At 69.9% G+C, this 13,611-nt stretch carries 14 protein-coding genes; 9 read left to right on the top strand and 5 right to left on the bottom strand.

From position 1 onward, the window contains the following. Window positions 1–129: 129 nt before the first annotated feature. The 3 genes from GIY23_RS16605 to GIY23_RS16595 form a co-directional block, all read right to left on the bottom strand. On the bottom strand, window positions 130–1,341 hold the full coding sequence (locus GIY23_RS16605) for an alpha-hydroxy acid oxidase (RefSeq protein ID WP_154077500.1): 1,212 nt from the start codon (window positions 1,339–1,341) through the stop codon (window positions 130–132). Window positions 1,342–1,459: 118 nt separating this feature from the next. Continuing rightward, window positions 1,460–2,020 carry a phospholipase gene (locus tag GIY23_RS16600; protein ID WP_154077499.1) on the bottom strand — a complete coding sequence of 187 codons (561 nt, stop codon included), beginning with the start codon at window positions 2,018–2,020 and terminating at the stop codon, window positions 1,460–1,462. A 100-nt stretch (window positions 2,021–2,120) separates the two neighbouring features. Further along, the gene (locus GIY23_RS16595) at window positions 2,121–2,684 is read right to left on the bottom strand and encodes an amino-acid N-acetyltransferase (protein ID WP_154077498.1); all 564 of its coding nucleotides are present in this window, start codon (window positions 2,682–2,684) and stop codon (window positions 2,121–2,123) included. Between the two features lie 210 nt (window positions 2,685–2,894). On the opposite strand from GIY23_RS16595, the gene rimO reads away from it, so the two are divergent. From rimO to GIY23_RS16560, 7 genes are all read left to right on the top strand, one after another. Further along, complete coding sequence (gene rimO / locus GIY23_RS16590; protein ID WP_154077497.1) at window positions 2,895–4,343, top strand: 30S ribosomal protein S12 methylthiotransferase RimO; 1,449 nt, start codon at window positions 2,895–2,897, stop codon at window positions 4,341–4,343. After that, window positions 4,340–4,954, top strand: a complete 615-nt coding sequence (pgsA, locus tag GIY23_RS16585) for a CDP-diacylglycerol--glycerol-3-phosphate 3-phosphatidyltransferase (RefSeq protein WP_154077496.1) — start codon at window positions 4,340–4,342, stop codon at window positions 4,952–4,954. Before rimO ends, pgsA begins: the two co-directional genes overlap by 4 nt. Continuing rightward, window positions 4,951–5,442 (top strand): CinA family protein, encoded by a 492-nt coding sequence (locus tag GIY23_RS16580; RefSeq protein ID WP_154077495.1) that lies wholly within the window; start codon window positions 4,951–4,953, stop codon window positions 5,440–5,442. Before pgsA ends, GIY23_RS16580 begins: the two co-directional genes overlap by 4 nt. Before the next feature lie 405 nt (window positions 5,443–5,847). Further along, on the top strand, window positions 5,848–6,405 hold the full coding sequence (locus tag GIY23_RS16575) for a helix-turn-helix domain-containing protein (RefSeq protein WP_154077494.1): 558 nt from the start codon (window positions 5,848–5,850) through the stop codon (window positions 6,403–6,405). Between the two features lie 263 nt (window positions 6,406–6,668). Then, on the top strand, window positions 6,669–7,487 hold the full coding sequence (locus tag GIY23_RS16570; protein WP_154077493.1) for a PspA/IM30 family protein: 819 nt from the start codon (window positions 6,669–6,671) through the stop codon (window positions 7,485–7,487). Window positions 7,488–7,545: 58 nt separating this feature from the next. Next, window positions 7,546–8,406 carry a phage shock envelope stress response protein PspM gene (gene pspM, locus GIY23_RS16565; RefSeq protein ID WP_154077492.1) on the top strand — a complete coding sequence of 287 codons (861 nt, stop codon included), beginning with the start codon at window positions 7,546–7,548 and terminating at the stop codon, window positions 8,404–8,406. A 396-nt stretch (window positions 8,407–8,802) separates the two neighbouring features. Continuing rightward, window positions 8,803–10,068 carry a uracil-xanthine permease family protein gene (locus GIY23_RS16560; RefSeq protein WP_154077491.1) on the top strand — a complete coding sequence of 422 codons (1,266 nt, stop codon included), beginning with the start codon at window positions 8,803–8,805 and terminating at the stop codon, window positions 10,066–10,068. A 136-nt stretch (window positions 10,069–10,204) separates the two neighbouring features. Here the strand turns inward: GIY23_RS16560 and GIY23_RS16555 are convergent, their stop codons facing one another. Then, entirely contained in the window at window positions 10,205–10,993 is a 789-nt protein-coding gene (locus tag GIY23_RS16555) for a DNA-formamidopyrimidine glycosylase family protein (RefSeq protein WP_154077490.1), read from the bottom strand. 9 nt (window positions 10,994–11,002) lie between these two features. Then, complete coding sequence (locus tag GIY23_RS16550) at window positions 11,003–11,845, bottom strand: ParA family protein (protein ID WP_154077489.1); 843 nt, start codon at window positions 11,843–11,845, stop codon at window positions 11,003–11,005. Window positions 11,846–12,177: 332 nt separating this feature from the next. On the opposite strand from GIY23_RS16550, the gene GIY23_RS16545 reads away from it, so the two are divergent. Both GIY23_RS16545 and GIY23_RS16540 read left to right on the top strand, forming a co-directional pair. Further along, window positions 12,178–12,912, top strand: a complete 735-nt coding sequence (locus GIY23_RS16545; RefSeq protein WP_154077488.1) for a class I SAM-dependent methyltransferase — start codon at window positions 12,178–12,180, stop codon at window positions 12,910–12,912. A 203-nt stretch (window positions 12,913–13,115) separates the two neighbouring features. Next, complete coding sequence (locus tag GIY23_RS16540) at window positions 13,116–13,547, top strand: DUF3040 domain-containing protein (protein WP_154077487.1); 432 nt, start codon at window positions 13,116–13,118, stop codon at window positions 13,545–13,547. The last annotated feature ends 64 nt before the right edge of the window (window positions 13,548–13,611 follow it).

The following is a 13,611-nucleotide window of genomic DNA, read 5'->3' as shown; positions in this document are numbered from 1 at the left end:
AGGCGAAGGTGCCGTTCGCCTCGTCTCGTGAGGCGAAGGTGCCGTTCACTCCGCTCGTCCTGTGAGGCGAAGGTGCCGTTCGCCTCGTCTCGTGAGGCGAAAGTGCCGTTCGCCTCAGCGGACATCGGGTCAGCGGAGGCGGGCGTGCTTGTCGGTGAGGTCGTCGACGGAGCGGACCCCGAGCAGTTGCATGGTGCGGATGATCTCGGCTCGGAGGATGTCGACCGCCTTCTCCGCGCCGCGCTCGCCTCCTGCCATGAGTCCGTAGAGGTACGCGCGGCCGACGAGACACGAGTCGGCTCCACGCGCGAGGGCCGCGACGATGTCGCCACCGTCGAGGATGCCCGTGTCGAGCATGACCTCTGCCCGGTCGCCGACCGTGTCACGCACCGAGGGCAGCAGCTCGAGCATCGTGGGAGCTCGGTCGAGCTGGCGTCCGCCGTGGTTGGACAGGATCACCGCGTCCGCTCCGTGGTCGACGACACGACGGGCGTCGTCGGCGTTCTGAATGCCCTTGATCAGCAGCTTGCCGTCCCACAGGCCGCGCAACCACTCCAGGTCGTCCATGCTCAGTGTCGGGTCGAACAGCTCGTTGATCATGTCCGCGACGGTGCCCTCGTAGTGGCGGAACGTGGCGAAGGTCAACGGTTCGGTGGTGAGCAGGTTGATCCACCACGCGGGGTGCGTCGCGCCGTCCGCGATCGTCTTGAGCGTCAAGGTCGGGGGGATCGTCAGGCCGTTGCGGACGTCCCGCAACCGTGCCCCGGCGACGGGGGTGTCGACGGTGAGCATCAACGCCTCGTATCCGGATTCCTTGGCCCGTTGCACGAGGTCCTTGCCCGCCCGCCGGTCGCGCCAGATGTAGAGCTGGAACCACTTTCGCGCGTCGGGCGCGGCGGCCGCCATGTCCTCGATGGAGGTCGTGCCCATGGTGGACAGGCCGTAGGGGATGCCGGCGCGGTCCGCGACGCTGACGACGGCACGCTCTCCCTCGTGGTTCATCATCCGGGTGAATCCGGTCGGGGCCAGGGAGAAGGGAAGTGGCGCGCGTTCCCCGAGAATCGGGCGTGAAGTGTCCACTTCCGACACGTTGCTCAGAACCGACGGGCGGAACTCGACACGACGAAACGCGTCCCGGGCCCGGCGCAGGCTGAGTTCCTGTTCGGCGGCGCCGTCGGTGTAGTCGAAAACGGCCTGCGGGGTGCGGCGGCGAGCGATCGCGCGCAGGTCTCGGATGGTGTGGGCGCGCGAGAGGCGCCGGTCGGTCGCGTTCAGCTCGGGCGGACGGACGCGCAACAGCGGGCGCAGCTCCGACCAACGGGGAATCTGTCGCTTGACCATCGGGCACCGACCTTTCCGTTCCGGGAAACGGTGAACAGCTGCACGGTACCCAGTTCGTGCCACAGTGGCAGATCCCGCTTCCGGGGCCGAGATCGCGACATCCGGCAGCGGAGCGCGTTCAGTTCCGGAGATCGACTTCGAGTACGCCGCCGCGGGCGTCGATCGAGGTGACCTTCTCGGCTCGACCGTCTTCGCCGGTGAGGACGGTGATGTCGGCCCGCTCGACGGCTTCGGCGGTGCTGGAACCGCTCCCGCCGAACTGACGCACGGCCTGGTAGTAGATCGTCGCGACACCGCGGCACGTCGCGTCGTCGCCGCACTCGTCGTGCATGTCGTCGCGGAACTTGTCGTCGAGAGTGCGGCGGGTGTCCGCATGGAAACGGTCCTGCCTCTGGTAGTTGCGGTAGCCGAAGTCGTGGCGGTTGCAGGAGGCGCCGAATCGGTAACCCAGCGGTTCGTCCGGCGAAAGCGAGCAGCTGTCGGAGGACCAGTCGAGTTGGTCCGCGTACGGTTTCTCGGAGCGCAGGTCGAGGAATTCGTCGAGCGAGCGGGCGAACACGTACTCGTCGGTGACGGTGCGGAGTTCGTCGTCGGTGAGATCGGCGTGGGCGGTGCCGGTGGAGAACAGCAGAAGGACAGTGGCGGTGACGGTGGTGAGCAGGCTGCGGTTCCGGGGCACAGTGGTTCCTCGTGGAGTTCAGCGGTGGTGCAGCGGTATCAACTCCTCTGTGTGTAGCGGTTTCGGACGCCGGGCGACACGCGAACGTCGACAGTCTCCGTCAATGGGGGAGAAATGTCGGGTGATCGGGTGACACGCCGTCGAGCTCGAGCAACATGCGGGTGTTTCCGAGCGTGTTCGGTTTGACGAGCGGAAGGTCGAGGAATTCGGCGACGCCTTCGTCGACGGACCGGCGCATTTCCTCGTAGACGTCCTCGCTCACGGGTGCCCCGTCGATCGCGGTGAATCCGTGGCGGGCGAAGAACGTCGTCTCGAAGGTGAGAACGAAGATCCGGGCGAGCCCGAGGCCGCGGGCGAGTTCGATGAGTCGGGCGACGACTTGGTGGCCGACACCGTGCCCGCGTGCGGCGGGGTCGACGGCGACCGTGCGGATCTCGGCGAGGTCCTCCCACAGCACGTGCAGGGCTCCGCAGCCGACGAGTCGCGGTCCGTCTTCGTCGTCGAGCTCGGCGACCCAGAACTCCTGGACGGCTTCGTAGAGAGTGACGAGGTCCTTGGTGAGCAAGACTTTCCCGGCGTAGGAGTCGACGAGCCGCTTGATCGTGCGGACGTCACCGATCCGAGCGCGTCGAATCACTATCGAACTAGACGCATAGTCATGCATGGTGCCATCCTAGCGGCTCTGTCGAGCACCGAGAACCGGCACACGCTCCGAGTGTGGCGTCGGGGCGGTTGCGGAGTTCATCCTTCCCGGTGAATGTTCAGGGTCGGCTGGTCGTGGGCACGAGGAAGCGTCGACGCAGTTCAGGGGTCCGGGCCGAGCCGCAGGGCGAGTGCGGGCAGCGGCGTGGACCCCGCCCGCTACGCTCGGAGCATGTCTGTCGAGCAGAAGGCCGGTGGCGCCGGCACCCGCCGCGTTGCCATGGTCACGCTCGGCTGTGCCCGCAACGAGGTCGATTCCGAGGAACTCGCGGGAACCCTCGGCTCGGGCGGCTGGGACCTGGTCGACGACGAGAACGACGCCGACGTGGTGGTGGTCAACACCTGCGGCTTCGTGGAGTCGGCGAAAAAGGACTCCGTCGACACGTTGCTGGCCGCCTCCGACGGCGGCGCGAAGGTCGTCGCGGTCGGGTGCATGGCCGAGCGCTACGGCACCGAACTCGCCGAGCAGATGCCCGAGGCCGACGCGGTGCTGGGATTCGATCATTACGGCGAGCTGGCGGAGCGACTCGACGACGTGCTCGACGGACGTTCCGTCGCCGCGCACGCTCCGCGGGACCGGCGGACGTTGCTGCCCATCACGCCGGTCGAGCGTCCCGGCGCGGCGGCGGCCGACGAGGTCTCGATCCCCGGTCACGGGTGGGTGCCCTCGACGCGTCGTTCCGCTCGCCGACGGCTGGACGACACGCCGGTGGCAGCGCTGAAACTGGCCTCCGGCTGCGACCGGCGCTGCTCGTTCTGCGCCATCCCGTCCTTCCGCGGAGCCTTCGTGTCCCGGCCGCCGCAGGAGGTCGTCGACGAGGGGGCCTGGCTCGCCGAGCAAGGCGCGCGTGAGTTGTTCCTGGTCAGTGAGAACTCCACGTCCTACGGCAAGGATCTCTCCGACCCGCGTGCGCTGGAGGTGTTGCTGCCCGGTCTCGCCGCGCTCAACGGCGTCGACCGGGTCCGCGTCTCGTACCTGCAACCCGCCGAGACCACACCCGGACTGCTCCGGGCCATCGCCACGACCCCGGGTGTGGCGCGCTACTTCGACCTCTCGTTCCAGCACTCGAACGAGCGGGTGCTGCGCCGGATGCGGCGGTTCGGCTCAACCGAGTCGTTCCTGGACCTGATCGAACGAATCCGCGCACTCGCCCCCGAAGCGGGAATCCGCAGCAACGTCATCGTCGGGTTCCCCGGCGAGACCGAGGACGATCTCGCGGAACTGCACGACTTCCTCACCCGTGCCCGCATGGATGCAGTCGGCGTGTTCGGCTATTCCGACGAGGACGGCACCGAGGCGGAGGGTTTCGACGGCAAGGTGCATCCGGACGAGGTCGCCCGTCGGGTCGAGAGGACCTCGCGACTCGTCGAGGAGCTCATCGCCCAGCGCGCCGAGGACCGCGTCGGCACCCGGGTCGACGTCCTCGTCGAGCGGCTCGCCTCCGACGAACAGGAGTGCGCGGGCCGCGCCGAGCATCAGGGCCCGGAGGTCGACGGCGAATGCCTCGTCGTCGATCCCGGCGCGGCGGTGGTGGGGGAACTGCTGCGGTGCGAGGTGGTCGACACCGAAGGGGTGGACCTGGTGGTCCGTCCGGTCGACGTGCGCGAGGCACCGGCATGAGTTCCGAAAGCGCCGCGCGCGGATCGACGTCCGGCACGCCTCGCGGCGTGCCCGTCGTCAACGTCGCCAACGCGCTGACCGTCTCGCGGCTGGCGATGGTGCCGTTCTTCCTGTTCGCCCTGTTCTGGGACGGCGGGCAGCACGCCGCGTGGCGATGGGTGGCCGCGGCGATCTTCGTCGTCGCCTCGATCACCGACCGGGTCGACGGCGAGCTGGCCCGCAGGCGCGGTCTGGTCACGGATTTCGGCAAGATCGCGGATCCGATCGCCGACAAGGCACTCACGGGCTCGGCGCTGATCGGGTTGAGCCTGCTCGGCGACCTGCCGTGGTGGGTGACCCTGGTGATCATCGCTCGCGAGCTGGCGGTCACGGGCCTGCGGTTCTGGGTGATCCGGCACGGTGTGATCCCGGCCAGTCGCGGCGGCAAGCTCAAGACCGCCCTGCAAGCGGTGGCCATCGGGCTGTATCTCGTGCCCTTGGGTGACGCGGCCGAGCTGCTGCGTTGGACCGCGATGGGCGCGGCCGTGCTCGCGACGGTGGTGACCGGACTCGACTACGTCGTCCGTGCGGTGCGGCTGCGCGCGATGGGTAAGCGCGCGATGCATTCGTGATCGTGGAGGCGCTCGGTCTCGAACGCGCCGAGGTGGCGGCGGTGCTCGACTCGCTGGAGCGGCGAGGGAAGACCGTGGCCACGGCAGAGTCGCTCACGTCGGGCATGGTGTGCGCGGCGTTGACGGACGTCGCGGGTGCGAGCGCGGTGGTGCGCGGGGGGCTCGTGGTCTACGCGACCGACATGAAGGCCACGCTCGCCGGCGTGGACCCGGCGCTGCTGCGGCGAGTGGGTGCGGTGCACCCGGAGGTCGCTCGGCAGCTGGCGGTGGGAGCACGGGAACGGTGTGCCGCCGATGTCGGGGTGGGGCTGACCGGAGTGGCCGGACCGTCGCCGCAGGACGGTGTCGCTCCGGGAACCGTGCATGTGGGGCTCGCGAGTTCCCGGGAGGTTCGGGTGCGGTCGGTCGTCCTGGAGGGCGATCGGCACGAGGTTCGGGCCGGTGCGGTTCGGCTGGCGTTGGCGGAACTCCCGGTCGGCCTCGACTGACGCCTGTCACTCGTCCGAACGAGAGCTCGGTGTGTCGGCTCGTCCCGTTCTTGCCACTGTGGTGGGCGCCACGCGCAAGGCCGGAACGCACGAGCGATTCGGGATCGTACGGGTAGCACCCGCTCCCACCTGGGCGTGAGCACCGTCTCGTGCTGCGATCGGCCTCGGGGCGGCGCGCGGGCGAGGCGTGGCGGACGTTCGCCCTCGGCGGACGAGACCCGTCGGTGCCTCACAGCGGCGGTTCGGTGAGTAACCTGGTGCCGTGCGTGCGGTGTTCGACGCGCCCCGTGCAGTCCCTCGGGGTGCACGCCCGGCGAGCGGAACTCGTCCGGCGGGGCAAGCGTTGACCACCGCAGGACGGTCCAGAACCGGCGGAGGCCGGCGGCGAGAGAAGGGAGGCGCGCGATGACCTTGCTGTTGCGGGAAGCGGTCGGTGAACGACTGCGTCGCGCCCGGACCGATCAGTCCCGTACGCTGCGGGAAGTGTCGCGCGCCGCCAGGGTGAGCCTGGGCTACCTCTCCGAGGTCGAGCGGGGCCGCAAGGAGGCGTCCAGCGAGCTGCTCGGCTCGATCTGCGGGGCATTGGATTTGCCGTTGCCGGAGCTGCTGGTGACCGTGGCCGGGGACCTCGACGGCTCCTCGGAACTGGTGCCGTCGGTGGTGGAGCAGCCGGACGCCCGCTCGATCGAGGGCGGCACGCTGGTGCCCAGCCTCGTCGGAGGCGAGTTCGTCCGAGGCGAGGTGGCCGCCGACCAGCTCGCGGGCACGACGGGGGCGAGCGTCGCCGAGACGGCTACTGCCGAGACGGTGAGCCCGGACTCGCTGGAGACGTTGACCGAGGCGGACGCGATGGCGGCCTCCGACGAGGACGAGGCGCAGCAGGATCTGCGGCTGCAGCCCGTGCTGAGTCAGCGGATCAGTGCTCCGGTGCGTTCGGCGGGCGGAGTCGTGGTCGCCGCCTGACCGATTTGCCCGATACCCCAGGTCAGGCGCGTGCGGTGGTGCGGCGACCCACCGCGTGCGCCGCGGGTGATCGTCTGTGGTTGAGTTGTCCGGGTGCGCCGGTACGTCGCCGCGACCTCCGGAGGCTCCGGGAAATCCCGGAGAAGTTCTCGGTCTGGTGGAAGCGCACCTGATGACCTGACACGATGGACCCAACGGACGCACCTGATGGCTCGTCGGGTGCGTCGGGCACGGGCAGCTGAGCACGGAGAGAAGGCAGGGAGATGGCCAACCCGTTCGTGAAGTTCTGGAAGTACCTGATGGCGTCCTTCTCGTCGAAGATCGACGAGAACGCCGACCCCAAGGTGCAGATCCAGCAGGCCATCGAGGATGCGCAGCGCCAGCATCAGACGCTGTCCCAGCAGGCCGCGTCGGTGATCGGCAACCAGCGCCAGCTGGAGATGAAGCTCAACCGCCAGCTCGGTGAGGTGGAGAAGCTGCAGGCCTCGGCGCGTCAGGCGTTGACGATGGCCGACCAGGCGCGGGCCGAGGGTGACGAGGCGAAGGCGCAGAAGTACGAGGAGACGGCCAGCCAGCTGGCCAGCCAGCTGGTGACGGCCGAGCAGGGGGTCGAGGACCTCAAGACCCTGCACGACCAGTCGTTGTCCGCCGCGGAACAGGCCAAGCAAGCCGTGGAGCGCAACGCGCAGGTGTTGCAGTCCAAGATCGCCGAGCGGACGAAGCTGCTCAGCCAGCTCGAACAGGCCAAGATGCAGGAGCAGGTCTCCAGCTCGCTGCGGCAGATGACCGAGGTGGCCGCCCCGAGCAACACCCCGTCGCTGGGTGAGGTGCGGGACAAGATCGAGCAGCGCTACAGCACCGCCCTGGGTGAGGCCGAGCTGGCCGAGAACAGCGTGCAGGGGCGCATGATGGAGGTCGAGCAGGCTTCCGTCGACGCGGCGGGCGCGAACCGACTGGAGCAGCTGCGTGCGTCGATGGGTGGCGGGCAGCAGCAGGTCACCGGCGGTCAGCAAGCCTCCGAGCCGGCCGCTCCGGCGAGTCAGCCGACGCAGCAGCAGAATCCGCAGACCGGGCAGGCGTGAGCTTGCTGTCTCTGGTTCGGGTCGTCGGTAACCGGGATTGAGTGCGTACGGGGGAGACGTGGCGCGAGGACGGGACGAGGCCGCCGAGTGGGGCGAGTTCGTCCTGGACCAGATGAAGGGTCCGGTCGCCGACCGGGTCCGGAAGAAGGTCGCGTCGTGGCGCGACCCGCGCGCGCGTCTGCTCCGTCGGCGTCGGCGCGCGAAGCACACGACCGTCGCGGGCGGGGTCGGTACGGGCGTGCTCGGTGGCTCGTCGGCGACCGCCTTCATGGCCGACGACCTCGCCGGGCTCCAAGCCCCGATGGACGTCATGGCGAACCTGGCCGGTGTCGGGTTCGGGGCGCTGGCGCTTCCGGCCGGGATCGGGACGATCGTCGCGTGGCGCAAGTACCGCGCGCTGCTGCGGACGCCGTTGCCGGAGGCCCCGCCCGAGCCGGTGGCCCTGCCCCCGGCGGACTCGGCCGCCCGGGAACCGATGCGCAAGCTCCGGGACGCCGAGAACAGTCTGCACGAGTCGCTGGTACAGCTCACGGCGGCGAGTGTGGACGGGGTCAACGATCGTGCGGAGGACGCGCGGGCGACGGCCGTGCGGACGGCGGGAGCGTTGCGACGGGTCTCGGACAGGCTGCGCTCGGTCGAGTCCGCGCAGCGGTTCGCGCCGGAGGCCGACCAGGAGACGTTGCGCGCGGATGCGACCCGCTTGCGCGCGGACCTCGACGAGGGCGTCGAGGGGTACGGCAAGCTCGTCGCCGCGGCGGCCCGCGCGGTGGCGGCCAGTGACGAGCCGGAGCAGGCCTCACTGATGCAGGACGCCACGGATCGCCTCGCCGGGTTCGCGGAGGGTCTCCACGAGATCTCCGGCCGGGACCCCCAGTCCGAGGCGATTGACCAGCGACGCGATCGGCGTCCCGGCACCTGACGTCGTCCGGGTGCGGCACTCGTCGATTTCGTTCGTGGGCCCGAGCCTCTTTCCTGCTCGCTCGAGTTGGTCCGGCGGCGAGAGCTGAGCTTGTGGCGCACCAAGTAGCCACCTGCGTCACGTCGACACTGTTCCCACCACCGAGGTGAGAACCCTCAGGTCTGCGTAGACCGGCGGGAACCCCGTCGGCGCAAGGTGCCTGAATGCGATCCTCGATCCGCGCGACCTCGGAGTGGCGCGCGTCGGCTGTGACGCTGCGCTCGCCGTGCGCGGGAACCTTGCGCCAGGGGGTGCTGGACTGATCGTGTGAGAGCGTTACCGGATTTCTTGATGTGCGGCCGGATCGTGACACGATCATGACCTTGGTTCGGCGCGCCCGGAAGTGAGGCCTGTTGCATGTGGACCGTGCGCGGTGATCGTCGCCTTCCGGGTGACGACATCGTGGTCCGATGCGACGAGCGTCCTGGCTGGGTGTGGACGGCGGCGTTCGGTGCGCAGCATTTCGTGGTGATGATCGGCGCGAGCGTCGCCGTCTCGTTGCTCGCCGGGTTCCCGCCTACGACGACGTTGCTCGTGTCCGGTGCCGGAACCCTGGTGTTCGGGCTGGTCACGAAGAACCGGGTGCCCGGCGTCCTGGGAGCCTCGTCACTGCTCGTGGCGCCGTTGGTCGCCGCGCGCGACGACGGTGCGACTCCGTCGATGCTCCTCGGCGGAGTTGTCGTGGTCGGCCTGCTGGTGGTGACCGTGGGTGTGGCTGTGAAGGCGCTCGGCGTCCGCATGCTGGAGGCGGCGCTGCCCCCGGTGGTGACCGGCGCGATCGTGCTCATGCTGGTGACGACCGTCGCCCCGCACGTCGTCACGGCAGTGGTCGACCATCCGGTTCCCGGGCTGGGGTGCGCTGCGGTCGTGCTGGTGGCCTCGTTGCTAGGCGGCGGCCTCACGTGGGTCTCGGTACTGCTCGGGGTGCTGGCCGGCTGGGCGGGCGTCTTCGTTGCCGACCGGGTGGATCCGACCGCGCTCACCCGGCTGCGGGAGTCCTCGTGGTTCGGGGTGCCGGAGACGGTCCTGCCCCAGGTGCATCTGTCGGTGGTACCCGTCGTGTTGCCCGCCGCCATCCTGCTGGTCGCGATCCAGGTCGGCTCGATCAAGTCGCTGGAGGCGGCCACGGGCAGGAACCTGGACGGTCACATCGGAGACGCGCTGATCGGAGGTGGCCTGGCCACGACGGTGGCGGGCTGTTCCGGTGCTCCGGCGATGGCGACCTCGGTGTCCAACGTGGGCGTGGTGGCGGCCACGCGGGTGCATTCCACCGTGGCGTGCACGGTCGCCGGGGGTGCGGCGGTGGCCGCCTCGTTCTCGCCGAAGACGGTCGCGTTGTTCGGCACGATCCCGCCCGCTGTCCTGGGCGGAGCGGGCGTGGTGCTCCTTGCGAAGGTCGCGATCACGGGTGCGCGAATCTGGACCGAGTCCCGGGTCGAGTTCACCGATCCGGCGAACGTGATCACGCTCGGGACGGCGTTGGTGGCCTCGGCAGGCAATGTCACCCTGGTGCTCGGGGACGTGGAGATCGTGGGCCTGGTCTGGGGGTCGGCGGGGATCGTGTTCGGCTACCCGGTGGTGCGGCGACTCGTGCGGGCCGGCCGTCGCAACAGGCGTTGGTGAACTGGCAGTTGTGCCATCTCAGGTGCTCAGCCTGAGCAGGGTGAGAAGCTCCGGCGCCCTGGTACTCAAGAGGACCGCAACGCAGCGAGGCGCGAACTGAAGCGGCGGTACTGGACCACCCAAGTCCCAGATGCCCTCAGGGCTGGCAGCGCGGGCAGAAGTAGGTGACGCGGTCGTACTCGGTCGGCGTGCCGTGGCGTGGTCCTTGGCTGTCGCGTCGCACGCGTCCCCCGCAGCGCGCGCAAATCCGCCGCCCGTACACCCAGTGAGCCACGCCCGGCATCGTGGTCGTCGACTGCTCGGGGTGCCAGGCGTTGCGCCGCAGCAGATCCCCGGCGAGCGTCACGGCTCTGTCGGCGTCGATCTCGGCGACCGGCGTCCACGGCGAGCGCCGCAGCAGGAAGCACACCTCGGTCCGGTAGAGGTTGCCGACCCCGGCGAGGATCCGCTGGTCCAGCAGCGCGTCGCCGATCGCGCGCTGCGGGTCCTCGCTGAGCCTGCGCCGCGCTTCCCGGTGCAGGTCGTCGTTCCACGAGGGATCGAGCAGATCGGGGCCCAGGTGGCCGATCAGCCGTGATTCCTGGCTCGTGGGCACGATCTCGAGGTCGTGCAGCGCGAAGCCGACCGCGACGCGCGCAGCGGTCCCGAGGACCGCCCGAGCCTGGTGGGCTGGGCGTTTCCAGCGCGAGTCCGGCCGGTACAGGTGCCACGCACCGTCCATCCGCAGGTGGCTGTGCAGCGTGGTGTCGTCGTCGAATCGGGTGAGCAGGTGCTTGCCCACGGGGGAGACTTCGGTGACGGTGCGACCGGCCAGCGACGTCGTCGCCCAGCGGGGATGGCGGAGTTCGCCGCGCACCAGCGGCTCACCGGCGAGTGCCTCGTGCAGCCGGTGGCAGGTGAGAAACACCGTGTCGCCCTCGGGCACCGAGCCTCCTCAGCCGTGTTCCAGTTCCTCGTCCTCGTCGGCATCGTCGTCGGCCGACGGACGGCTCCTACCGGCTCGCAGTGCCCTGGCGAGCAGCAGATTGAATCCCAGCGCGACTTCGCGTGCTCCCGGCGTGCCCCACTGGTGGATCGGTACGCAGGCGCCCTGTGCTTGCTGGACGGCGAGACGGTCCGGCAACGCGACCGGCATCACCAGTGGCCCGAAGATCTCCCGCAGTTCGTCGATGCGGAACTGGTGCTCGTGCGACCGCGGCCGGATGCGGTTGACGACGACGCCGAGCGGTTGCAGTCGGGGGTTGTTCTCGGTGCGCTCGGCCTGTACGGCTTCGAACGCGCGCTGCACACCGGAGACGGCGAAGATCGTCGGTTCGGTGACGAGCAAGGCGCGGTCGGCGGCGACCAGTGCGGAGCGGGTGAGGCGACCCAGCGACGGCGGGCAGTCCAGGAGCACCAGCTGGTACGGCAGGTCACCGTCCGTGATCAGTGTGTCCAGAGCGGACAGTGCCTCGGTGAGTCCGTTCAACGGGTCCGAACCGTTGACGCGTCCGTTGTGGACCTCGGAGTCCTCGGAACCGACGAGTACGTCGACGCCGTCGCCCCACGCACTCGGCGCCACGGCGTCACGGAGCCGATCGGATGTCGGGTCGGCGAGCACGTCACTGAGCCCGCGGCTGGTGTCCCCGGGTTCGAGTGCCGCGGTGGCGTTGCACTGCGGGTCCAGGTCCACCACGAGCGTCCGGACACCGCGACGCATCGCGGCGGACGCGAGTCCGAGGACCACGGTCGTCTTGCCGACGCCGCCCTTGAGGCTCAGCACTGCCACGGTTTGCACGCCCGTAGCCTACGGAACAACATCGCCGGAACCGAGAGTCGTGGCGCATCGGGGACGTCACGCAGGCGATGGTCGCTCCAGGCGCGAGCGGCACGTTCGCCTCGTGTGGCGGGGCGAGTGGCACGTTCGCCTCGTGTGGAGGGGGCGAGTGGCACGTTCGCCTCGTGTGGAGGGGCGAGCGGCACGTTCGCCTCGTGCGGGGCTTGCGGTTCTCTGCCGCCGGACGGTTCGCGCGCGGGGTCGGTGCCGTGTCGCCGTCGGGAACTCACCGTCCTGGAACGCGCCGGGCCCCGAGAACGCGTCGGACCGGCGGAGCCCTCTAAGCTGCCCGCATGCGATCGGAGGCCGTGCACCGCGTGCTGGAAGCAGAAGTGGCCGCCGCGCGCGACCGCCGGGACGGTCGGGCGCCCGAGGTGCTCGACGTCGGTGGCGGCAGCGGGGTGTGGGCGGTGCCTCTGGCGTTGGCCGGATGCTCGGTGACCGTCGTCGATCCGAGCCCGAACGCCTTGGCCACGCTCGAGCGCCGTGCTGCGGACGCGGGTGTCGCGGATCGGGTCTCCGCCCTGCAGGGCGACACCGACGCGCTCGGTGCGCTGCGTCCGTCCGGTGGGGCGGACCTGGTGCTCGGACACGGGCTCCTGGAGTTCGTCGACGACGTGGCCGCGTCAGTGGCCGCGCTGGTCGCGGCCACGGCCCCCGGTGGGGCGGTGTCGGTGCTGGTCGCCAACCGTTTCGGAGCCATCGTGGGGCGCGCCATGGCCGGTCGGATGAACGAGGCGCTTCGCCTGTACCGCGAACCCGACGGTCGGCTCGACGGCACGGCCGACACGTTGCAACGCCGTTTCGACGTCTCGAGTGTGGAGTCCGCGTTGCGGGACGGCGGGTTGGCCGTCGAGATCGTGCAGGGCCACGGGGTACTCAGGGACTTGGTGCCCGGTTCGGTACTGGAGTCCGGCTCCGGCGCCGCCGACGCGCTCGGCGAGCTCGAACTCAGCGCAGCCGCGACCCCGCCGCTGCGGGACATCGCCACCCGATTGCACGCGGTCGGGCGTCTCCCAGGCGGCTGAACGCGACCGGAGCGGCTGTCCAGGGCGCCCGGTCGTGGGAAGCGACGAAGCTCGTACCGGGACCGGGTAGTCGTCTCGTCCTCGGGACCGTATCCTCGACAGTGACGCCCCCCAGCGTTCGCCGGGTCCGTACCGCCCGGGCTCGCCGACACCCGAGCCCAGGTTTCCGGCGCCACTGTAAGTACTGTGCCGGAGGAGGAGCCATGCCACTCTCCGAGCACGAGCAGCGACTGCTCGACCAGATTGAGCGAGGGCTCTACGCCGAGGATCCGAAGTTCGCCTCCACCGTGCGCGGAGGGCGGCTGCACCGCCCGTCGCGGCGGCGACGCCTGCAGGGCATCGCCGTGTTCGTGCTGGGGTTGATCCTGCTGGTGGTCGGCGTGGTGATACCGGTGAAGCCTGCCGATATCCCCGTGGTGAGCGTGGTCGGCTTTCTCGTGATGTTCGGCGGAGCAGTGATCGTTCTGTCCGCTCTGCGTTCCGGTGGACAGGAATCCGACGAGGAACAGCCCGAAGGCGGGACGACACCGTCCGAGGGCGGGGCTACGGGCCGACAACGCAGCTCGGACGAGGGCGGCAAGAGTTCGTTCGCGCAACGTATGGAAGAGCGCTTCCGAAAGCGTTTCGACCAATAGCCACCGAATCGTGACCACGACCGCCGTACGGGTGCCGCACCGTACGGCGGTCGTCTGCGTCGGT

This window comes from Allosaccharopolyspora coralli (assembly GCF_009664835.1).
Lineage (GTDB): Bacteria > Actinomycetota > Actinomycetes > Mycobacteriales > Pseudonocardiaceae > Allosaccharopolyspora > Allosaccharopolyspora coralli.
The sequence above is the reverse complement of the archived record's forward strand: the minus strand, read 5'-3'. Positions and strand labels throughout refer to the sequence as shown.